Raw genomic sequence first — 21552 nt, 5'->3', positions numbered from 1 at the left:
GGTTCGCGGGGTTTTTGTTTTGGGGGAACTGCGGCGCGGCACACGCGGTGCCGTAGGGTGGGCAAAGGCGCGCTCTTCGCGCGCCGTGCCCACCATCTTTCACACTGCGAATGGTGGGCACGCTTCGCTTTGCCCACCCTACGAGGGTCACTACGAGAGCTACGTCTTCTTCAACACCGAGACGAAGAACCCGTCCGTCCCCGTTCGCCGCGGCGTCATCAGCCAGCCTTCATCCGACTGCAGCGCGGCCTTTGCGAAATCCTCCGCCTTGTCCCAGAGCACGCTTGCGGTCTGCTCGGGCGGCACGACGGCGAACTCGGGATGGCGCCCCACGAACGCCCTCACCTGCTCGCCGTTCTCTTCCGCCAGCACCGAGCAGGTGATGTAGGCGATGCGCCCGCCGACCTTGACCAGCGGCACGGCGCGCTCCAGCACCTCGGCCTGGTCGCGCAGGCGGATCTCCAGCGCGCCGGGGCGCATGCGCCATTTGGCGTCGGGGTTGCGGCGCCAGGTGCCGGTTCCCGTGCAGGGCGCATCGATCACGACGAGGTCGGCGGTGCCGCTGATGTCGGCCAGTGGATCGGCCTCGCCCTTGGGCGTGCGGACATCGGCATTGTGGACGCCGGCGCGCGACAGGCGCTCGTGGATCGGGGCAAGCTGGCGCTTGTCGCTGTCGGTGGCGATCAGCCGGCCCTTGCCCTGCATCATGGCCGCGAGCGCCAGCGTCTTGCCGCCGGCGCCGGCGCAGAGATCGATCACCTGCTCGCCGGGTTTTGCCGCGGTGAAGCTGGCCGCAAGCTGCGATCCCTCATCCTGAACTTCAACCGCGCCCTTGATGAAATCCTCCTCGGCCTGGAGGCCGGGGTTGCGTGCATCGGCCGAAAGCTCGATGCGCAGGCCGTTTGCGGACCATGGCGTCGGTTCCGCATGAAGATGAGCAAGCCCGCGCAGCACCTTGTCGCGATTGGATTTTAGCGTGTTGACGCGCAAATCGAGCGGCGCCCGGCTCGCCATCGCAGCCGCCTCCGCGGCGCGCTCCTCGCCAAACACTTTCGCAAAGTACGGGTCGAGCCAGTCCGGATAGTCGCCGGCGATCGCAGCCGGCGCGTCCTTGAGGGAACGCGAGGCCAGCGCGGCCTGCTCGGCCTCGGTCAGCGGCGCCGGTGCAAACCGGCTGCCGTCGAACAGCGCGCCCATGGTGGCCGCGTCCATGTTGCGCTCGAGGCGGAGCATGCCGATCAGCCGGGCGCGCGCGGTATCGGCGTCCATCAGGAAGGCGCTCGAGGCATAGCGGCGCAGCACGTCCCAGACGAGGCCCGCGATGGCGGCGCGGTCGCCGGAGCCGGCGAAGCGGTGCGCGGTGCCCCACTCCTTCAGCGCCTTGGCGGCGGGCACGCGGTCCTTCTCGATGGTGTCGATCAGTTCGATGGCTGCGGACAGCCGGGCAGCGGGAGTCATTTGAATCTTTCAGGTCAGGAATGGCAATTTTTGTTTTGCGCTGATCTTGTCGGAAAACCGGTATCCACTTTGCGCTAACGCGGCCCTCCGGGTCCGGATCATGCGTGCATCAGATCAACAACAGCATCTTCAGCGCGAAGTAGATCCACATCGCGAGCAGCACAAGCACGCCCGCGAGCCAGATCGTGGAGCGCCGGCCGGGATCGTTGGAGGAGACGAACACGCCGGCATGGGCAAAGCGCGTCACCACGAACACCCAGGACATCAGCACGATGAAGAGATCGGCATGGCGCAAGGGCAGCGCCAGGGCGATCAGCGCGTAGAACAGCACCGGCAATTCGAACTGCTCGCCCAGCGCAATGTCGCGGCTCTTGGTCTCGCCGGAGACCAGCGAGCGCCGGCGCGCCAGTACCATTCCGATCAGGAGTGCGAAGGTGAGACCGACCTGCACGAAGACAGGCAGCAAAACCATTTGGATGGACATCGGAACTTTCCCGTAAGGCGGAACACCGCGGACCGTCATTAGCCGCGACTGCTGGCGCTGACAATCAACGAGTTGAACCGGTGTTCCCGGTCCCGCGACCAAAGGCCGATAGTTAAAGCGATTTCGGCCCCTTGAGGCCGCAAGGCGAGCTAGCGCCAAGAGACTGACATGAACACCCTCTCCAGCCTTTTGACCGAATCCGCGGACGGCCGGCTCGGCATCCTGATGTCCGCGCTATCAGGCATGGCGGCGGCGCTCGCGGTGGCGCTGGCGATGACGGTGTACTTCCGCCTGGGCTACCGGAGCTGGCGCGACGTCGTCAGGCATGGCCTCACCACTCTGGCCGCCCTCGCCCTGTTCGGCTTCGCCGCCTACGACATGCGCCACGCCGCGCTGGCCTATCTTGGCCTCAATCCCTCCAAGCCGGCGGTCGAGTTCGAGATCCGGATGCCCAGGGAAACGCTCACGGCGGTGACCGACAGCCAGATCGAGCTGCACACCGACCGCAACCAGACGCTGGCGCTGGTCGACGGCGTGCGCGAACTCGGCGATGGCCGCTCCGTGCTGCGCGGCGCCGTGGCGCTCAACCACCGCACCGCCGACCGCGTGCTGGTCGTGAACCTGCCCGGCAAGGGCACCTTTGAATTCCGCCTCCGCCTGCCCGCCGAACCGCACCGGTCCGAGCAGTTCGGACCCTGGCACCTCGCCGACCGCATCGCCTCGCCGGCCACCGGCAGCGTCGCTCCGCAGGACGCCTACACGATCCGATATCGCGTGCTTTAAACTTTGTTTCATGGCGATGCATGCGCGCGCCGTCATCGTTCCGACGTGCGACAACGCGTATGCTGACCCCATGTCCGAATTTCGCCTCACGCAGATTTCCGACACCCATCTCGGCCGGCGCTTCCCCGGCCTGATCGCCAATTTCGATCGCGTCAGCGAACACATCGACGCTGATAGGCCCGACCTCGTCGTCAACACCGGCGACGTCTCCTTCGACGGGCCGACAAGTCGCGACGATGTCGAATTCGCCAAGAGCCGGCACGCCGCCCTTCCCGTCGCCTGCCGCTACCTCCCCGGCAATCACGACATCGGCGACAATCCGACCGCGATCGGGCCTGCGCCCAAGCCGCCGGTTGAGGAAAAGCACCGCCAACAATTCCGCGACATCATCGGCGAGGACCATTGGTCGTTCGAAGCGGCCGGCTGGCACTTCATCGGCCTCAACTCGCTGGTGATGAATTCCGGGCTCGCCTTCGAGGCCGAGCAGTTCGACTGGTTGTCCCGGGAAATGGCGCGCATCAACGGCAGGCCGATCGCGCTGTTCGTGCACAAGCCGATGTTTCTCAACCTGCCCGACGACCCCGAGACGCCGGAGACCTCGATCCGCTACGTGCCGCAGCCGGCACGCGCGCGCCTGATCGAGATGTTCTCGACAGTGGACCTGCGCCTCATCGCCAGCGGGCATGTGCACCAGCGGCGCGACTTCACCTACCGCCACACCCGCCACGTCTGGGCGCCGTCGGCCGGCTTCAGGATCAACGACGCGCGCCAGGACCGCATCGCGATCAAGGAAGTCGGGCTCGTCGAGTACCGCTTCCGGCCGAACAGTCTTGAAGTCCGCCACGTCAGGGCCGCGGGCCAGGTCGATGTCGATATCGAGGAGCTGCTCGCCCAGATGGGCGGCGAGCACTAGCCCAATTCACGGGCACAACACCTTACCAAATTACCTCCCTGCATCGAATTCGCGCCAAGATTGGCTAGAATCCGCTAATGACAACGTTGTCATTTCGACCTATCGTTCCCTGGCGGTCGAGGGGCCGCTGAGGGAGCGACGATGCAGTTCTTGTCCCGGTGGGAGAGCCAACGTCTTTCAACGACCACGCGGGGCATCCCCCTGGTCGATGGCCTGCCGATCGAGGAGATCGCCCGCCAGAATTGGCAGCCCTCCCGCGGCGATCTCGCTCTGCCCGCCCTCACCCTCGATGAAGCCGCCTTCGCAGCCAATCGCGACCTATTCCTGCGCTGGTGCAATAGCGCCGGCGTTGCCGTTGCGCCCCACGCCAAGACGCCGATGTCGCCGGAGCTCGCGCGGTCGCTGCGCGAGGCCGGCGGCTGGGGCACGACGGTTGCCAACATCCAGCAGGCCGCCGTGCTGCTCGCGAGCGGCGAGCGGCGCCTGCTGCTGGCCAACGAAATCGGCGGCCTCGCGGCCGGCCGGCGGCTCGGCGCGCTGCTCGGCGCCTATCCCGACGTCGAATTTCACGCCTTCGCGGATTCACCGGCGGCGGTCGCAGCGCTCGCTGAAGCGGCCCGGATTGCGGACCGCCGCGAATTGTCCGTGCTGGTCGAGCTCGGTGCGGGCCGCGCCGGCGCGCGCGATCGCGCCGCGGTCGAAGCGACGATGGCCGCGGTGCTTGCGGCCGACGGCCTCCGGCTCGGCGGCGTCGCCACTTACGAAGGCGCGGTCGCAACGCCCGATGCCGGCGAGACGATGCGCGCGATCGCGGCGCTGATGGAGCACACCATCGCGGCCTTCGCGCTGGTACGTCATGCTGTCCCGGACCGGCCACTGATCATCAGCGCCGGCGGCTCGGCCTATTTCGACGTCGTCGCCCGCGCGCTCGCACCGAGCGCGCAGGCGGACGGCAACGCCAGCGTCCTCCTGCGCTCAGGCGCCGTGTTCTTCGCCGATCACGGCATCTATGCGCGAGCCTTCGCGGAAGTAGACCGGCGCGGCGGTCTCGTCATGGACGGCGCGCGGCACTCGGCGGCCGAGGGTTTCCGGCCTGCGTTGACACTTTGGGCCGAGGTGTTGTCGCGGCCGGAGACAAGCCTCGCGATAGCGGGCTTCGGTATGCGCGATGCCTCCTTCGATCAGGGATTGCCGGTGCCGCTACGCGTCTTCCGCGACGGCGTCGCGCAGCAAGGGCTCGCCGAGACCTTGTCGGTCACCCGTCTCAATGACCAGCACGCGTTCCTGTCCGTTGCGCCCGATGGAACGCTTGCGGTCGGCGACGTCATCGCCTTCGGCATCTCGCATCCCTGCACCTGCCTCGACCGCTGGCGCGTCATCCTCGGCCTCGACGCCGACGGCGTCGTGACGCGCGCCCTCCCCACCCAGTTCGGCTGAGGCGGCTCGCGCGATGAATTTCCTGCCGCTGTGGCGCTATCAGAACCAGCTCATCGACGGGGCCATCGTCACGCTCGAGCTGACGGTGATCGCGGCGCTGGCCGGGCTTCTGATCGGCGTTGCCGGCGCGGTCGCGCTGAACGGCCGCATCATGCCGCTGCGGTGGCTGGTGCGCGGCTACATCGAGCTGTTCCGCAACACGCCGTCGCTGATCCAGATCTTCATCGTCTTCTTCGTGCTGCCGAACTTCGGCCTGAAGCTGCCGGCGTTCGAAGCCGCTGCCGTCGCGCTGTCGCTCTATTTCGGGGCCTATTCGGTCGAGATCATCCGTGCCGGCCTCGACTCCGTGCCGAAGAACCAGATCGAGGCCGGCCAGTGCCTTGGCCTGTCGGGCTGGCAGGTGTTCCGTCACATCCTGCTGCCGCCGGCGCTGCGCAACGCCTATCCGGCCGTGACCAGCCAGTTCGTCCTGCTGCTGCTCGGCACCTCGCTCGCTTCGCAGGTCGCGGCCGACGAGCTGTTTCACGTCGCGGGCTTCATCGAGAGCCGCACCTATCGCAGCTTCGAGGTCTATGCGGTGATCTGCGTGGTCTATTTCGCGATGGCGATGTCGTTCAAGGCGCTGTTCGCCATCATCGGTCTGGCGGCCTTCCGCTGGCCGCGGCGGCGCTGAGGGGACAGCGATGCGATCCTTCACCCTCATCGATTTCGTCTCGCTGTTCGCGGCGCTGCGCTGGACAGTTGCGCTCGTCGTGCTCGCGCTCGCCTTCGGTGCGCCGCTGGCGCTAGCGCTCGCCACGGGCCGCATCAGCCGCTTCGCCGGCCTGCGCTGGACGATGGCGGCGTGCATCCAGATCGTCCAAAGCGTGCCGCTGCTCGGGCTGCTGTTCTTCTTCTATTTCGGCATGCCGATGTTCCTGGGCATCCAGGTGCCGGCCCTCGTTGCCGTGACCGTCGCCTACACGCTCTACACCGCCGCCTTCCTCGGCGAGATCTGGCGCGGCGGGCTGGAAGCCGTGAAGCAGGCGCAATGGGAGGCAGGCAGCTGTCTCGGCCTCTCCGCCTGGCAGCAATTCCGTCACATCATCGCGCCGCAGGCGCTGCGGCTGTCGCTGCCGCCGACCGTCGGCTTCCTGGTGCAGCTGATCAAGGGCACCTCGCTCGCCTCGATCCTCGGCTTCGTCGAGCTCGCCCGCGCCGGGCAAGTCGTGAGCGCGGCGACGTTCCAGCCGCTACTCACCTACGCGCTGGTCGCCGCGATCTATTTCGCGCTGTGCCTGCCGCTCACGCTCTGGTCCCGCTCTCTGGAGGCCCGCCTCGATGGCTCTCGTTGAAATCCGCGACGTGCACAAGACATTCGGCAAGGTCGAGGTGCTCAAGGGCGTCTCGCTCGACGTCGAGGAAGGCGAGATCGTCACGATCATCGGCCGCTCCGGCTCCGGCAAGTCGACGCTGCTCCGCTGCATCAATGCACTGGAGAGCGTCGATTCCGGCGAGATCCGCGTCGAGGGCGAGAAGGTCCACGCCAGGATGCCTGACCTGAAGGCATTCCGTCAACGCGTCGGCATCGTGTTCCAGGCTTTCAACTTGTTTCCGCACCTGAAGGTCGAGCGCAACATTACGCTGGCTCCGCTCCTCACCGGCCGCATCGACAAAGCGAAAGCGCGTGCACTGGCGGAAGATGTGCTGACCCGCGTCGGCCTCGCCGACAAGATCGACGCCTGGCCCGAGCAGCTCTCCGGCGGCCAGCAGCAGCGCGTCGCCATCGCGCGCTGCCTCGCCATGGCCCCTCACCTCATGCTGTTCGACGAGGTGACCTCTGCGCTCGACCCCGAGCTCGTCGGCGAAGTCCTGAAGGTGATGGAGGCGATGGCGAAGCAGGGCATGACCATGATCCTGGTCACCCACGAGATGGGCTTTGCCCGCAACGTCGCCAACCGCATCGTCTTCATGCATCAGGGCCGCGTCTGGGAACAGGGACCGCCGGCAAAGCTGTTCGCCAATCCTGAAACCCCCGAGCTCGCCAGCTTCATCGCGTCCGCCAAATAGCCATCCACCAATCCCCGATCAGGAGAGAGCCATGACACCACTAAAATCCCTCTTTGCGATCGCAGCCACGGCGCTCGCCGTGCTCGCTGCCCCCACCCTCGCGCAAGCCGACAAGCTCCAGGACGTTCTCGGCGCGGGCAAGCTGCGCGTCGGCCTGCTGACCGATGCCGCGCCGTGGGGCTTCAAGGACGACAAGGGCGAGATCGCAGGCCTCGACGCCGATCTCGCCCGGCTGATCGCCGCCGACATGGGCGTGAAGCTCGAGCTCGTGCCGGTGACGGGCGCAGCGCGCATCCCGAGCCTGCTCTCCGACAAGATCGATATCCTGATCGCGGGCCTCGGCGCGACGCCCGAGCGCGCCCAGCAGGTGATGTTCTCGCAGCCTTATGCCGTGGTGAATCTCGGCGTCTATGGCGCCAAGGCAATTCCGGCCGCGACCGGCAAGAGGCCCGACAATCTCGACGGCCGCAGCGTTGCGGTGGCCAAGGGCTCGACGCTCGACGTCTGGCTCACCGACAACGCGCCAAAGGTGAAGCTGGTGCGCTTCGAGGACACGCCGGCCGCGCTCGCCGCGTTTCTCGCGGGACAGGCCGATACCTTCGCCGAGAACAGCGCCATCGCGCTGAAGGTGCAGGATCAGAACCCGACCAAGGAGGTCGAGCTGAAGTTCCTGATCCGCCAGTCGCCGGCTCATGTCGGCGTGCGCCAGGGCGAGCAGAACCTGCTCAACTGGATCAACACCGACATCTTCTTCAACAAGCTCAACGGCAAGCTCGGCGCGTTGCAACTGAAGTGGTTCAAGGAAGAGCAGACGCTGCCGACGCTGTAAGCTTGCGCACGGCTCCCGCATCATGCGGGAGCCAATCTTCATGAGGAGAATTCGAGATGATCAAACGTTACGTCGTCGGCTCGCGCATGAGCCAGGCCGTCGCCGCCGGCGGCATGGTGCACATCGCCGGCCAGGTCGCAGATGACCGCAAGGCCGGCATCGTGTCGCAGACCCAGCAGGTGCTCGCCAAGATCGACGCGTTGCTGAAGGAAGCCGGCTCCGACCGCTCCAAGCTGATCGCGGTCAACGTCTTCCTGCCTCATATCACCGACTTCGACACCATGAACTCGGTCTACGATGCCTGGATCGATCCGGCCAACCCGCCGGCGCGCGCCTGCGTCGAAGCCCGCCTCGCCGATCCCGACCTGCGCGTCGAGATGACCGCGGTCGCCTTGCTCTAGGGCGCCGCCATCCTTTCAACCTTTGGCCGGCGCCGGCGACGGCGCGGCCGCGAGGCAAGCCATGCATACCGGACTTTTCCACGAGATCGATTTCGAGAAGGACCAGAAATGGTCGGGCCATCTCGGCATTCCCTTCTCGATCGATCGCTCCCCCTACTACCAGCTCAAGATCCCGATCTTCCGGATCAAGAACGGCGCCGGGCCAAAACTGCTCTTGATGGCCGGCAATCACGGCGACGAATATGAGGGCGAGATCGCGCTGACGCGGCTGTATCGCCGGCTCGATGCAAAGGACGTCAAAGGCGAGATCACCATCCTGCCCTTCGCCAATTGGCCAGCCGTGATGGCTGCGCGGCGACGCTCGCCGCTCGACGAGGGCAACCTCAACCGCGCCTTCCCCGGCGATGCCGCGGGCACGCCGACGTTCCGGCTTGCGCACTTCCTCGAGCACGAGCTGTTTCCGCGGCACGAAGTCGTCTTCGATATCCATTCCGGCGGCACCTCGATGGCGCATGTGCCTTGCGCGCTGATCGAGCGGCAGGGCACGCCCGAGATGTTCAGCCACGCGCTGCGCCTGATGGAGGGGCTGGGGATGCCTTTCGCCTTCGTCGCCGAAAACGGCGCGACCGCTCCGACCTCGATGGCCGCGGCCGCACGCGCCGGCGCGATCGGGCTCTCCGGTGAATTCGGCGGCGGCGGCACCGTCACGCCGCAGACGATGGCATTCACGGCGCGCGCGATCGACCGGCTGTTGCTCGCGCTCGGCATCGTCCAGGCGCCGGTGCTGGGGCCACATGCGCCGGTCGAGCGCGCCACCGAATTGCTGGCGCTGCAAAGCCATGCGCAGGCGGTGTTCGCGACGCGGCGCGGCTGGTTCGAGCCCGCCGTCATGGTCGGCACGCGCGTGGCGGCCGGCGACGTCGCCGGCTGGTATCATGACTTCGAGCGCCCGGAGTTGCCGGAAGAGGTGCTGCGCTTCCCCGCCGACGGCATCGTGATCTCGCAGCGCCTGCACACCGACAGCCAGAGCGGCGACTGCCTGGTCCAGGTCGGCCGCGCGCTGTCACGCGACGAGCTGCCGGCGCGCTGAGTTTTGGAGACGATACCGACTGCGATTACACTCGGGATTCGATGACCGATCCGGCAAAGCCGACCTATGACGACGTTGTGCGCATTCCAGCGCCGCCCGGCCGCGCCAGCGCGAGCGGGCGGCCGCCGCGCATCGAGGAGGTCGCGGAGCGTGCGGGCGTCGCGCCGATCACGGTGTCGCGGGTGCTACGCCACCCCGAGAAGGTCAATCGCGAGACTCGCGAGCGCATCCTCGAAGTGATCGAGGCGACCGGTTACGCGTCCAACCCGCATGCGCGCGCGCTGCGCTCGGGGCGCTCGAACGTGGTGATGGCCTTCGTCTCGAACATCCTCAGTCAGCAGTTCGGGCTTGCGGTGCGCAGCTTTGCCGCCACGCTGGAGCCGGAAGGCTTCGAGGTGCTGGTCGGCCAGACCTCCTACTCCTATGCCAAGGAAGTCGCGATGATCCAGTCGCTGCGCGGCATTCGCCCCGCAGCAGTGATGTTCACCGGCGTGATCGAGCTCGAGGAGAATCGCGCCGCGCTGCTCGAGCTCGGCATTCCCGTGATCGAGACCTGCGCGTTTCCGCGCGACCCCATCGACATGCTGGTCGGCCTGCCCAATGCGGATGCCGGCGCGATGGCGGCGCGCAGGCTGGCTGAAGCCGGACATCGCCGCGTCGCCTTCATCGGACGCGGCAGCGGCCGTGGCGCGCTGCGCCGCGACGGTTTTCGGAGCGCAGCGGCACAGCTGGGCCTCGAGATCGTCCACGAGATCGGCGTCGGTGAGATCACGGGACTGGCCGACGGCCGCGCCGCCTTCACCGCCCTGCTCGAACGCGGCGGCGACGTCGATGCGGTGTTCTGCGCCAACGATCTGCTTGCGACCGGCGCGCTGATCGAGGCCCGCGCCCGCGGCCTCTCGGTGCCGCGCGATCTGGCGCTGCTCGGCTTCGGCGACAACGACGTCGCCGATCAGATCACGCCCGGTCTCACCACCATCTCGTTCGATGCGGCGGCCGTGGGACGGATCGCGGGCGAACTGCTTCTGGCGCGGCTATCAGGCACGCCGCGCGCCGAGCAGCGGCTCGCGGTCGAGCTGTTCCTGGTCGAGCGCGGCAGCGTCTGAGGTTGCGGATCAGGCGATGGTCTTGAGATCCTGCTGGATCGCAGCCAGCAGCGATTGCAGCGCATCGCTGTTCACCGGCCTCGCCTCCGCCTTCGCAGGCTGGACCTTGTCAGGCTGCGCAGCTTTGCCCGGACGTTTCGGGAATGGCGGTGGTGGCGCCGGCATCGCGGCTGGCGTGAAATCGCCCTCCTCGTCGACGTGGACGAACTTGCCATGGATGACGTCGTCGCGACGGCCCATGACGAACAGGGTCGCCCAATAGCCGGCAGCCAGAAGGATTACGCTGAAAATACCAATCTCTAACATCGCAGCACCTAAAATATGCGCGATGATTCAATGCCTTCGCTCAGCCGTCAATGAACCGACGGTCACACCTGCGGCTTTTGCGGGCAGGTGTGGCCGATCGGTCACTCTTTGTTAACCATCGATGTCCGGGGTGTGACGCCCTTGCAACTAGGCCTTGCAGCTAGAGCCCCGTTCCGGGGCTCTAGCGTCTGGTTTGGCGCGTTTTCTTCACGCGAACCGGTACCCACTTCGCTCGAAAACGCTTTACGCCTTATCTTGCCCGACCCGCACCAGCTGCTTGCCGAAATTGGCGCCCTTCAGGAGCCCAATGAAGGCGCCGGGTGCGCTGTCCAGGCCCTCGGTGACGAACTCCTTGTACTTGACCTTGCCGTCGCGGACCCAGGTGGACATGTCGCGCAGGAAGTCGCCATGGCGGCTGGCGAAGTCGGAGACGATGAAGCCGCGGAAGGTGAGCCGCTTGGTCAGCGTCGCGCGCATCATGTTGGCCGCCCATTTCGGCGGCTTGGCCTCGGTGTCGTTGTAATGGGCGATGAGGCCGCAAACCGGCACGCGCGCGAACGGATTGAGCAGCGGGAACACCGCCTCGAACACGGCGCCGCCGACATTCTCGAAATAGACGTCGATGCCTTTCGGGCAGGCAAACTTCAGCTTCGCGGCGAAATCGGTTTCGCGATGATCGAGGCAGGCATCAAAGCCGAGCTCCTTCACCACGTAGTCGCACTTGTCCTTGCCGCCGGCGATACCGACTGCACGCGCGCCCTTGATCTTCGCGATTTGCCCGACGGCCGAGCCGACCGCACCGGAGGCACCGGCGACGACGACGGTCTCGCCTTCCTGCGGCTTGCCGATGTCGAGCAGGCCCGTATAGGCGGTCATGCCGGGCATGCCGAGCACGCCGATGGAGGTCGAGATTGGACCGAGCTTCGGATCGACCTTGATCAGGCCCTTGCCGTTCGAGATTGCGTGCGACTGCCATCCGGTACGGGCTCGAACGATGTCACCCTTGGCGAAATCAGGATTGTTGGAGCCCGCAACCTCGCTGACCGCCTCGCCCTCCATCACGCCGCCGACCGGCACAGGTGCTGCGTAGGACGGACCGTCACTCATGCGCCCGCGCATATAGGGATCGAGCGAGAGCCAGATCGTGCGCAGCAGGACTTCACCCGCGCCAGGCGCCGGAATCGCGAATTCCTCCAGACGAAAATCGGATGGCTTGGGTTCACCGACGGGACGTGCGGCGAGTACGATGCGCTTGGCTTGGGACATGGCTTCCTCCGGATTTTGTTTCGACCCGGACGGAAGCGGAGGGAGCGATGCGCGTCAATACAAAAGCGGTGGCGCGGTTGGTCGCGGAGGCATGCGCTGGCGAGAGGCGGCACGCTCGCGCCACACTCTCGGTGTCATCGCCCGACTTGATCGGGCGATCCAGTATTCCAGAGGCTACGGTGATTGAGCCGAATGGCCGCGGCGTACTGGATGCCCCGGTCAAGCCGGGGCATGACAGCGGTGTGCGGAGCGCCTAACCCGCGCCCGGATAGTTCGGGCTCTCGCGCGTGATCGTGACGTCGTGGACGTGGCTTTCGCGCAGGCCCGCGCCGGTGATGCGGACGAACTGGGCCTTGTCGTGCAGGTCCTTCATGTCCTTTGCGCCGACATAGCCCATCGCGGCGCGCAAGCCGCCGGCGAGCTGGTGCATGACGTTGCCGACCGGGCCCTTGTAGGGCACCTGGCCCTCGATGCCTTCAGGCACGAGCTTGAGCGTGTCCTTGATGTCCTGCTGGAAGTAGCGGTCGGCAGATCCCCGCGCCATCGCGCCGACCGAGCCCATGCCGCGATAGGCCTTGTAGGAACGGCCCTGCCACAAGAACACTTCGCCGGGGGTCTCGTCGGTGCCGGCGAGCAGCGAGCCGACCATGGCGATGTCGGCGCCGGCGGCGAGCGCCTTGGCAAGGTCGCCGGAGAACTTGATGCCGCCGTCGGCAATGACGGGAATGTCGGACTTCTTTGCAGCCTCGACCGCATCCATGATCGCGGTGAGCTGGGGAACGCCGACGCCGGCGACGATGCGCGTGGTGCAGATCGAGCCCGGTCCGATGCCGACCTTGATGCAGTCCGCGCCCGCATCGATCAGCGCCTGCGCGCCCTCGGTGGTGGCGACGTTGCCGGCAACGACCTGGACGGAGTTGGACAGGCGCTTGATGCGATTGACCGCGTGCAGCACGTGGCGGGAATGGCCGTGCGCGGTGTCGACGACGACGAGATCGACGCCGGCATCGATCAGCCGCTCGGTGCGCTCGAAGCCGGTGTCGCCGACGGTGGTGGCGGCGGCGACGCGCAGGCGGCCCTGCGCATCCTTGCAGGCGAGCGGATGAGCGACCGCCTTCTCCATGTCCTTGACGGTGATCAGGCCGACGCAGCGATATTGCTCGTCGACGACCAGCAGCTTCTCGATGCGATGCTGGTGCAGCATCCGCCGCGCCTCGTCCTGGCTGACATTCTCGCGGACTGTGACGAGGCCGTCATGCGTCATCAGCTCGGAGACTTTTTGCCGGCGGTCGGTGGCAAACCGCACGTCGCGGTTGGTGAGGATGCCGACCAGCTTGCCGGGCGTATTCTTGCTCGCACCGGTGACGACGGGAATGCCGGAGATGCCGTGGTCGCTCATCAGCTTGAGCGCATCGTCGAGCGTGGCCTCGGGGCTGATGGTGAGCGGGTTCACCACCATGCCCGACTCGTAGCGCTTGACCTGCCGGACCTGGGCGGCCTGCCCCTCCGGGTCGAAATTGCGGTGGATGACGCCGAGGCCGCCGGCCTGCGCCATGGCGATCGCCATGCGGGCTTCGGTGACCGTGTCCATGGCGGAGGCCATGATCGGGATGTTGAGTGGAATGGCGCGGGTGACGCGGGAGCGGATGTCGACCTCGCCCGGCATGACGTCCGACAGGCCCGGCTTCAACAGCACGTCGTCGAACGTAAAGGCTTCGCGAATGCCTTGAAGTTGCACCGTGGCCATCTGCCAACTCCTTCCTGCGGCCCTGCCGCAAATAGCTATGGATGAGCGCCGCCCTCAGCGTGCCTTGCGGCATCACCGGAGAATCGGAGCCCATCGGTGGGGTTGACGCGGGTCGATAGCACGGCCACGCGACGAATCAAAGCAAATCGGACCGCCGGCCAGCCATGCACAGGCTTTTTAAGTAAATTCGGCGTGGATGGCCGGGTGGCGGCCCCCCTCGTCATTCCCCGGCGCGACGAAGTCGCGAGCCCGGAATCCATCCCGCAGCGGTCTCTGGGGCCCGATGGATTCCGGGCTCGCCAAGGGGCGCGCCCCGGAATGACGCGGGAGCGCGTGCACCCGCCGTCGAGGGTCACACCGTTGTTACGCAGGATTTAGGTGCTATGCGTTGATCCGCAATGGTCCCGGCGGAGCGGCGGTGATAAGCCGCAAGTCCACCTTTCCTTCTGATTTTCATTACCAATCCGTCATGGTCGACAAGCAACGCGTCATCCCGCTGATCGTGGCCACCGCTCTCTTCATGGAGAACATGGATTCGACGGTGATCGCCACCTCGCTGCCGGCGATCGCGGCCGACATCGGCACGAGCCCGCTGACGCTCAAGCTTGCCATCACCTCCTATCTGCTGTCGCTCGCGGTGTTCATCCCGGCGAGCGGCTGGACTGCGGACCGTTTCGGCGCGCGCATGGTGTTCGCGATCGCGGTCGGCGTGTTCATGGTCGGCTCGATCGGCTGCGCACTCTCGACCTCCGTCACCGATTTCGTATTCGCGCGCATCCTTCAGGGCATGGGCGGGGCGATGATGACGCCGGTCGGGCGCCTGGTGCTGCTGCGCTCGGTCGACAAGAGCGCGCTGGTCAACGCGATGGCATGGGTGACGGTCCCTGCCCTCATCGGCCCCGTGATCGGCCCGCCGCTCGGCGGCTTCATCACGACCTATGCGTCATGGCACTGGATCTTCCTGATCAACATTCCGATCGGGCTGCTCGGCATCTTCATGGCCTTGCGCTTCATCGATCCGATCAAGAGCGAGACGCGGGAACCGTTCGATCTTTACGGTATGGTGCTCGCGGGCGTCGGCCTCGCCGGCATCGCGTTCGGTCTGTCCGTCGCCGGGCTCAACCTTCTGCCCTGGAGCACGGTCGCGGCCCTGGTTGTGGGCGGCGCAATCTCGATGACACTGTACGTCCTGCACGCGCGGCGGACAGGTTCGCCGGTGCTGGATTTTTCGCTGCTGAAGCTGCCGACGCTGCGCGCGGCCGTTTTCGGCGGCTTCATGTTCCGGCTCGGCATCGGCGCGCTACCGTTCCTGCTTCCGCTGCTGATGCAGATCGGATTCGGGCTGTCGCCCTTCCATTCCGGCCTCGTCACCTTCGGCTCCTCGCTCGGCGCCATGGGCATGAAGACGCTGGCCGCGCGCATCATCCGCACCTTCGGCTTCCGCAATTTGATGACGGTGAACGCGATCGTCAGCGCGTTCTTCCTCGGCGTCTGCGCACTGTTCACGGTGACGACGCCGCTGCTCATCATCTTGGTGATCCTGGTGGTCGGCGGGTTCTTCCGCTCGCTGGAGTTCACCGCGATCAACACGGTGGCCTATGCCGACGTCGAGACCGCGCAGATGAGCCGCGCCACCACGCTGGTTAGCGTCAACCAGCAGCTCGCGGTCTCCGCCGGCGTCGCGGTCGGCGCGGCCTGCGTGGAAACGACGATGTGGTTCAACCATGTCAGCGAGATCGACGCCACCGTGTTCGCGCCGGCCTTCGTCGTGATCGCACTGACCTCGGCGGCGTCAAGCTGGTTCTTCTGGCAGATGCCCGCCGATGCCGGCCACGAGATCTCCGGCCGCAAGGCGGTGGAGATCGCCAGCCGCAAGGGCGCCGCAAAGAGCGCGGCGACCGCCGCCGTCAAGACGGCGACGGAGGATACGCAGGACGTGCGGGACCAGCGGCTGGGGTAAAGCGCTATCAGGTCCGAGCGACGTCGGTCAGAACCCGACGTCGTAAAATCGTCCACGATGTGGCGGGCACGGGCGGCGTCCGCCGGCCGATCGGCCCAGCACTCGTGCCCAGCCGCCTTGACCTAGCTCAAGGAGCGAAAGCCGGACATGAGCCTCGATGACACCTGCAAACGGTGATCGAAGACCAAGCCATGGCTCTATTGGGACCGGATACTCCGTTCGGGGACGTACTTGATCCGATGGAACGGATCTCGGAGACCTTGTTCGGGCTGATCATGGCCCTCACCTTCATCTGTTCGCTCGGTGTCGCGACCGGGACCAATATCAATATTCAAACAATGCTGATCGGCGCGCTCGGCTGCAATCTCGCATGGGGCATCGTTGACGGCGGTCTTTATCTGCTGGCGCGCATCAATGACCGGGGAGACAAGGTTCTGACCCTCCGCGCGATACGGAAGGCGCCGGATCCCGAAGCAGCGCGCCGCGTCATTGCCGACGCGCTGCCGCCGGAATTGTCGGCCATGCTGCCCGTAGAGCAGTTGGAATCGATGCGGAAACGGCTGCAACAATTGCCTGAGCCGGCTCCCGGTCCAGGGCTGACGAAGCGCGACTGGATCGGAGCGCTCGGCCTTTGCCTGCTGAGCTTCCTGTCGACCTTCCCGGTGGTCATCCCGTTCCTGTTCCTGAGCGACGCCAGACTGGCGCTGCGCGTCTCCTACGCCGTCGCCATCGTGATGCTGTTCTGTTGCGGTTACGTGTTCGGGGTTCGTAGCGGGCTGCGGCCTTCGGTGGCGGGACTTGCGATGGTGGCTGTCGGTAGTACGCTGGTTGGCATCGCGGTCGCTCTGGGAGGATGATCGACTTGCGGCGACACGAAACATCGCTTTGGGGTGCAAGCGGCGCCTTATTTGCCGCGCTGGCCGGATTGTGGCTTGCACCCGTGACCGGCGGTTTGGCGCTGGCCCAATCCCCGGCCGGGGCGCTCGGCCTCGGCAACCGCGGTTGGTCGGCGGCCGACACCACCCACGCAACGCCTGCCGACGAGCTCGAATTCAGCGCTCGCGCGGGGCTTGCATCCGACTACATCTATCGCGGGACCACGCTGTCCGATCATGGCCCCGCAGCCGGCGCCGCCTTCGAGACGAGATGGGGCCCGCTCTACGCCGGCACAACGGTCGCCACCGTCAAGCTGCCGACCCAACCGGCCGCCGAACTCACCTTTGCCGCCGGCGTGCGCCCGCAGATTGCCACGATCGATTTTGATCTTGGGGCGACCTATTTCGCCTATCCCGGTGAAAGACTTCCTGGCGAGACCAACGGCATCAATTATTGGGAGATCGTGGTCCGCGGCGATCGACGCATCGGCGATCAGTTCCGCGTCGCCGGCGGTTACGCCTATTCTCCGAACGTCTCGAACACCGGCGCCTGGAGCCAATATGTGGCGGCCGGAGTCGGCTTCGACGTGCCGGAGCGGCTTCTGCTGCAGAACCTGACCGTGTCGTTCACCACCGCCGCCGGCTATTCCTGGTTTGGCAACCAGACCCCGCAACTCGGCGGCTTCCCGCTGCCTGCCTATCTCAACTGGCAGGCTGGCGTGACGTTCACGCACAAGGCGCTCAACCTCGATCTGCGCTACTACGACACCAATCTGTCGAAGGAAAACTGCTTCGTCTTTACAGGCGATCCAAATGCGCGGCCGGGCGGCCGTGTCAATCCGATCACCAACCCGGACGGCCTGGTCTCGAACTGGTGCGGCGCGACATTCGTCGCCAAGGTCTGGTTTGCGTTCAACTAATTTAGGGAACCACCGTCGGCGGCAATATGCGGTAGAGCACGACACCCAGCCCGAGCGCGTCGCCCGTCAGGACGAGCTTTCCGCTATTGATCGTTCGCTGCAGCAATATCCTCTGCAGGTTGGGATCGGGGTGGGTCGGATCGGAATAGAACTTCGCCAGGTTGCTGGTATTCGCATCGATCAGGTAGCGCTCAATCGTCACGGTCGAGCCGTCGCTGAACGGCAGGTTGTCGACCTCAAGCGAAATCCCCTCCGGCGTCTCGGTCGAAATGTTGTTGCCGAAGACACGTGTCGGATCATAGTTGTAGACCATGATGTTCGCGGTCGAGTTAGCGCCATCCCAGGTCGCGAACGCGTTGAGGTGGGAGCCCGATCCGCCGGTGAGCGCAGCCTGCACGCGCTGGCCTGACATCTTGTTGTACATCTTGAAGAGGTTCGCGACCGGCTTCGGGTAGTAATCGGTCGGGTTGTCGCCGTGCGGCACCTTGTGCAGCAGGCTGGCCTGGCCGAGGAAAGGTGTGATGTTTGGATCCCCCTGGCCGTCGCCGATAATGAGGTACGACCCCATCGATATCTTCTTTTTCACGGCTTCGGACAGGAACGCCGCCGTCCAGGCCGCCCCCTTGTGCGAATAATTGACGTCAGTCGCCTCATAGGCCGTAGGGCCCCATTCCGACAGGAACAGTTTAACGTCGGGCATGTTGGCATTGTTCTTCTTCAAGGCGTCCAGCTTGGCCTTGGCCTTGTCGACCAGATTGTCGAAGAACGCGAAACCGCCGGTGCCGTCTGTCGAGCCGTAATAGTGGAACGAAAAACGATCGAGCCGCGCGTTGAATTTTGCCAAGTAAGTGTCTGCCAGCGGATTGAAGGTCTGGTCGAGGAAGACTTCCTCCAGCGTCGGAAGATTCTCCGCCGGATAATAGTTGAAGCTCAGTCCGACCAGGGCCGGCCCGGCCATTTCCAGCGTCTTGCCGTTATAACTCTGGTTGGCGGCGAGTTCGTTTCTGATGTTCACGATCGCCTGCGAGAAGACCTTCTGAACCGGCAAGAGCTGCCTGGGCAGACGGCGCGCATCGAGCCCGTAGGGGTACGACAAGGTCGGATCTTCGGCCTTGGACATCACGTGGGTCTGCAGCGGGGTCCACTGGTTGAGGACATACTTGGCCGGATCCATCCACCACAGCCAACGGCCCCATGACCCCAATGGCTTGAGCCTGTAGGCGGAAGGATTGGTGTCACTCCAGTTCTCCGGGGCTGAATCGGCGATATCAGCCTCGTTGCTGACCTCGAAGATGACGGATGACGCCCCGCCGTCGAACGATTTCTTCGCGATATATCGCACGAGAGCGTTGGCGTATTTCTGGAAAAGTGCCGGAGCCGGCCCGTTCCGATTCCAACTCTCGCCAGGTCCGTATTGCACCAGGCGCGGCGGCATGAAGGCCGCGACCGCCACGTGAGGCGAGAGCCCGCGACCCAGGGCCCACTCAAGATGCCAGGCCAGAGGCTGGCAGTCCCCCGGATGGAAAACGCCGTCCTGCGTGTACCCAAACACATCGCCGGTCTGATCGACATCGCAATAGACATCGCTGAGCAGCAGGCGCGTCCGCTTCATGCCGGTATCGGTGATGATCTGGTTGAACTGGTCGAGAGCCTGCTCGGACGGGCTGTTCGCGCTCTGGTAGATCTTCTTGAGATCACCGAGATCGTCGTTGCCGCTGAGGCCGATATTGTAAGGCCTCTGGGTGCTGATCGTGATCGACGTCCCTGCACGCGACGTCGTCGCCGAAGCAAAGCCGAGCGACGCCAACGCCAGAAAGGAGACCGAGGCAAGGGACAGGCGATGCTTGCAAACGCGCAAGCGTTGTCGATGAAGGCACGGCATGGATTGATCTCACCCGCTGAAATTGCAGATGATGGATCTATCAGCTCAAGATGTTATCGATGTGAACGTCATGCTCATGTGAGCGTGACACGTCAGCCCGGGTCCAGCTGCCCGCCGCGAAACCCCGTCGCCAGCACATAGCGCTCGGAGGAATCCTGCCTGCTGGCCGCGGGCTTCACATGCCGCACTGTCGCAAAATCGCGCTTGAGCTGGGCCAGCAGATCGGCGTCGGCGCCGCTCTGGAACGTCTTGGCCAGGAATGCCCCGCCCGGTTTCAGCACGTCGCAGGCGAACGCGGCCGCCGTCTCGATCAGGCCGACGATGCGGAGCTGGTCGGTCTTGCGGTGGCCGGTGGTGTTGGCGGCCATGTCGGACATCACGATGTCGGCGCCGCCCCCGAGCATCGCAGTGAGCTTCGCGGGTGCGTCGTTGTCCATGAAGTCGAGCTGCGCGAAATCGACGCCGGCAATCTCGGGCATGTCCAACAGGTCGATCGCGACCACCTTGCCCTTGCCGTCGACGGAGCCGACGCGCTTGGCGGCGATCTGGCTCCAGCCGCCCGGCGCAGCGCCGAGATCGACCACCGCCATGCCGTGTTTCAGCAGGCGGTATTTGTCGTCGATCTCGAGCAGCTTGAATGCGGCACGCGAACGATAGCCGAGCGCCTTCGCCTTGACGACATAGGGATCGTTGAGCTGCCGCTCCAGCCACAGCTTCGACGACAATTTGCGCTTGCCGCCGGTCTTGACCTGGACGTGCAAGCGGCCGGTGGTGTCCTTGGCCATCTCACCAGCTCCTGAGTGCGCCGTCCTCGCGCATCATCTCGACCAGCATGCCTTCGCGCAGGCCCCGGTCGGCGACGCGCAGGCGCGGCAGCGGAAAGGCGCGGCGGATCGCATCGAGGATGGCGCAGCCGGCCAGCACGAGATCGGCGCGCTCGACGCTGATGCAGCTGTTGTTGGCGCGCTCCTCGTAGCTCATGCCGAGCAGCTTGCTGATGGTCGCGGTGATGTCGGAATCGTTCATCCAGATGCTGTCGATGCGGCGGCGGTCGTAGCGCGCGAGGTTGAGATGGATGCCGGCGAGCGTCGTCACCGTGCCTGAGGTGCCGAGCAGGTGCATGTCGGCGAGATCGCCGCCGTGCGCTTCGGCGAACGGTGCGACGTGGTTGGCGACCTCCTGCTCCATCGCGGCATAGATTTCCGGCGTGACGTCGCGGCCGCCGAACTGCTCGGCCAGCGTCACGACGCCCAGCGGGATCGACATCCAGGCTTTGATGCGCGGCTCCGGATTTTGCGGATCGCGCTCGATCCGCACCAGCTCGGTCGAGCCGCCGCCGATGTCGAACAGGATCGCGCCCCTGCCCCGGGGGTCGACCAGCGGCGCGCAGCCGAGCACTGCGAGCGAGGCCTCGGTCTCGCGGTCGATCACCTCGAGCTCGATGCCGGTCTCGGCCGCGACGCGGCTGCGGAAACCTTCCGCATTCGAGGCGGCCCGGCAGGCTTCGGTCGCGATCAGCCGCAGCCGCTTGGCCTTGCGCAAATTGATCTTGTCGCGGCAGATGCTGAGCGCGGCGACGGCGCGCTCGATCGCGGCCTCGCTGATGCAGCCGGTCGCCGAGACGCCCTCGCCGAGCCGGATGATGCGCGAAAAGGAATCGACCACGCGAAAGCCGTCGCTGGTCGGACAAGCGATCAGGAGCCTGCAATTGTTGGTGCCGAGGTCCAGCGCCGCGTAGACGCCGGTTCCCGTCGCTTGCGCGGCGACGGCCGGTTCGGGGGCCAACGCCACCGCCGCCATCGACCCATCCAGCCCACCGTGCGGCGCATGGCCGTCGCGGAGCCGCGTGTGGTCATTCATACAAATTGTCTTTCCGCGGCCCGATGGGGCCGATCTGGAATTGCTTTTTCGCCTGAAACATTAGCAGCGCGGCAAGCCTGCGCAACAACGCATCACATGGGACCATGCCCATTCGTGCGTTGTCGTGAACGGGACCGTGGGTTATTTTTGGAGGGTCCGGTCCTCCAGGCGCCCCCCAAAACGCGC

Annotated in this window: 21 protein-coding genes; 13 read left to right on the top strand and 8 right to left on the bottom strand. The window is 65.6% G+C overall.

The annotated features are described in order from the left end of the window. Nucleotides 1-159: 159 nt before the first annotated feature. Both AB7245_RS19720 and AB7245_RS19715 read right to left on the bottom strand, forming a co-directional pair. The gene (locus tag AB7245_RS19720; protein WP_439034714.1) at nt 160-1458 is read right to left on the bottom strand and encodes an RsmB/NOP family class I SAM-dependent RNA methyltransferase; all 1299 of its coding nucleotides are present in this window, start codon (nt 1456-1458) and stop codon (nt 160-162) included. 109 nt (nt 1459-1567) lie between these two features. Then, a complete protein-coding gene (locus AB7245_RS19715) occupies nt 1568-1942 on the bottom strand; it encodes an MAPEG family protein (protein WP_063986431.1) in 375 nt (124 codons plus the stop codon). Between the two features lie 168 nt (nt 1943-2110). On the opposite strand from AB7245_RS19715, the gene AB7245_RS19710 reads away from it, so the two are divergent. The 10 genes from AB7245_RS19710 to AB7245_RS19665 all read left to right on the top strand — a co-directional run bounded on the left by AB7245_RS19710 (nt 2111) and on the right by AB7245_RS19665 (nt 10550). Further along, complete coding sequence (locus AB7245_RS19710) at nt 2111-2725, top strand: acriflavin resistance protein (protein ID WP_439034713.1); 615 nt, start codon at nt 2111-2113, stop codon at nt 2723-2725. A gap of 70 nt (nt 2726-2795) precedes the next feature. Next, a complete protein-coding gene (locus AB7245_RS19705; protein ID WP_439034712.1) occupies nt 2796-3638 on the top strand; it encodes a metallophosphoesterase family protein in 843 nt (280 codons plus the stop codon). 141 nt (nt 3639-3779) lie between these two features. Further along, entirely contained in the window at nt 3780-5075 is a 1296-nt protein-coding gene (locus AB7245_RS19700; RefSeq protein WP_439034711.1) for an amino acid deaminase, read from the top strand. A 13-nt stretch (nt 5076-5088) separates the two neighbouring features. Then, entirely contained in the window at nt 5089-5748 is a 660-nt protein-coding gene (locus tag AB7245_RS19695; RefSeq protein ID WP_439034710.1) for an amino acid ABC transporter permease, read from the top strand. A 10-nt stretch (nt 5749-5758) separates the two neighbouring features. Further along, on the top strand, nt 5759-6409 hold the full coding sequence (locus AB7245_RS19690) for an amino acid ABC transporter permease (protein ID WP_071914840.1): 651 nt from the start codon (nt 5759-5761) through the stop codon (nt 6407-6409). Next, nucleotides 6396-7124: an amino acid ABC transporter ATP-binding protein gene (locus AB7245_RS19685; RefSeq protein WP_439034709.1), complete on the top strand. Its 729-nt coding sequence runs from the start codon at nt 6396-6398 to the stop codon at nt 7122-7124. Before AB7245_RS19690 ends, AB7245_RS19685 begins: the two co-directional genes overlap by 14 nt. 31 nt (nt 7125-7155) lie before the next feature. Further along, nucleotides 7156-7953, top strand: coding sequence for a transporter substrate-binding domain-containing protein (locus AB7245_RS19680; protein WP_439034708.1), 798 nt, complete (start codon nt 7156-7158; stop codon nt 7951-7953). Between the two features lie 56 nt (nt 7954-8009). Beyond that, entirely contained in the window at nt 8010-8354 is a 345-nt protein-coding gene (locus AB7245_RS19675) for a RidA family protein (protein WP_018645782.1), read from the top strand. 61 nt (nt 8355-8415) lie between these two features. Next, nucleotides 8416-9444: a succinylglutamate desuccinylase/aspartoacylase family protein gene (locus AB7245_RS19670; protein WP_439034707.1), complete on the top strand. Its 1029-nt coding sequence runs from the start codon at nt 8416-8418 to the stop codon at nt 9442-9444. Between the two features lie 41 nt (nt 9445-9485). Then, nucleotides 9486-10550, top strand: coding sequence for a LacI family DNA-binding transcriptional regulator (locus tag AB7245_RS19665; protein ID WP_439034706.1), 1065 nt, complete (start codon nt 9486-9488; stop codon nt 10548-10550). A gap of 9 nt (nt 10551-10559) precedes the next feature. Here AB7245_RS19665 and AB7245_RS19660 read toward each other — a convergent pair whose 3' ends face one another. The 3 genes from AB7245_RS19660 to guaB all read right to left on the bottom strand — a co-directional run bounded on the left by AB7245_RS19660 (nt 10560) and on the right by guaB (nt 13869). Beyond that, nucleotides 10560-10856 (bottom strand): hypothetical protein, encoded by a 297-nt coding sequence (locus AB7245_RS19660; protein ID WP_085402226.1) that lies wholly within the window; start codon nt 10854-10856, stop codon nt 10560-10562. A 243-nt stretch (nt 10857-11099) separates the two neighbouring features. Further along, complete coding sequence (locus AB7245_RS19655) at nt 11100-12122, bottom strand: NADP-dependent oxidoreductase (RefSeq protein WP_439034705.1); 1023 nt, start codon at nt 12120-12122, stop codon at nt 11100-11102. A 253-nt stretch (nt 12123-12375) separates the two neighbouring features. Continuing rightward, nucleotides 12376-13869 carry an IMP dehydrogenase gene (gene guaB, locus AB7245_RS19650; RefSeq protein WP_028150953.1) on the bottom strand — a complete coding sequence of 498 codons (1494 nt, stop codon included), beginning with the start codon at nt 13867-13869 and terminating at the stop codon, nt 12376-12378. Nucleotides 13870-14338: 469 nt separating this feature from the next. Here guaB and AB7245_RS19645 point away from each other — a divergent pair, with 469 nt between their 5' ends. From AB7245_RS19645 to AB7245_RS19635, 3 genes are all read left to right on the top strand, one after another. Continuing rightward, a complete protein-coding gene (locus AB7245_RS19645) occupies nt 14339-15829 on the top strand; it encodes an MFS transporter (protein WP_071914852.1) in 1491 nt (496 codons plus the stop codon). Nucleotides 15830-16068: 239 nt separating this feature from the next. Beyond that, complete coding sequence (locus AB7245_RS19640; protein ID WP_439034704.1) at nt 16069-16686, top strand: VIT1/CCC1 transporter family protein; 618 nt, start codon at nt 16069-16071, stop codon at nt 16684-16686. A 5-nt stretch (nt 16687-16691) separates the two neighbouring features. Further along, entirely contained in the window at nt 16692-17624 is a 933-nt protein-coding gene (locus AB7245_RS19635) for a TorF family putative porin (protein ID WP_439034703.1), read from the top strand. Between the two features lies 1 nt (nt 17625). Here the strand turns inward: AB7245_RS19635 and AB7245_RS19630 are convergent, their stop codons facing one another. The 3 genes from AB7245_RS19630 to AB7245_RS19620 all read right to left on the bottom strand — a co-directional run bounded on the left by AB7245_RS19630 (nt 17626) and on the right by AB7245_RS19620 (nt 21366). After that, nucleotides 17626-19482, bottom strand: a complete 1857-nt coding sequence (locus tag AB7245_RS19630; protein WP_439034702.1) for a hypothetical protein — start codon at nt 19480-19482, stop codon at nt 17626-17628. A gap of 116 nt (nt 19483-19598) precedes the next feature. Beyond that, nucleotides 19599-20291 (bottom strand): RlmE family RNA methyltransferase, encoded by a 693-nt coding sequence (locus AB7245_RS19625; RefSeq protein WP_439034701.1) that lies wholly within the window; start codon nt 20289-20291, stop codon nt 19599-19601. Between the two features lies 1 nt (nt 20292). Then, the gene (locus AB7245_RS19620; protein ID WP_439034700.1) at nt 20293-21366 is read right to left on the bottom strand and encodes a Ppx/GppA phosphatase family protein; all 1074 of its coding nucleotides are present in this window, start codon (nt 21364-21366) and stop codon (nt 20293-20295) included. Between the last annotated feature and the right edge of the window lie 186 nt (nt 21367-21552).

This window comes from Bradyrhizobium sp. 604_D8_N2_3 (assembly GCF_051810765.1).
Classification (GTDB): domain Bacteria; phylum Pseudomonadota; class Alphaproteobacteria; order Rhizobiales; family Xanthobacteraceae; genus Bradyrhizobium; species Bradyrhizobium barranii.
The sequence above is the reverse complement of the archived record's forward strand: the minus strand, read 5'-3'. Positions and strand labels throughout refer to the sequence as shown.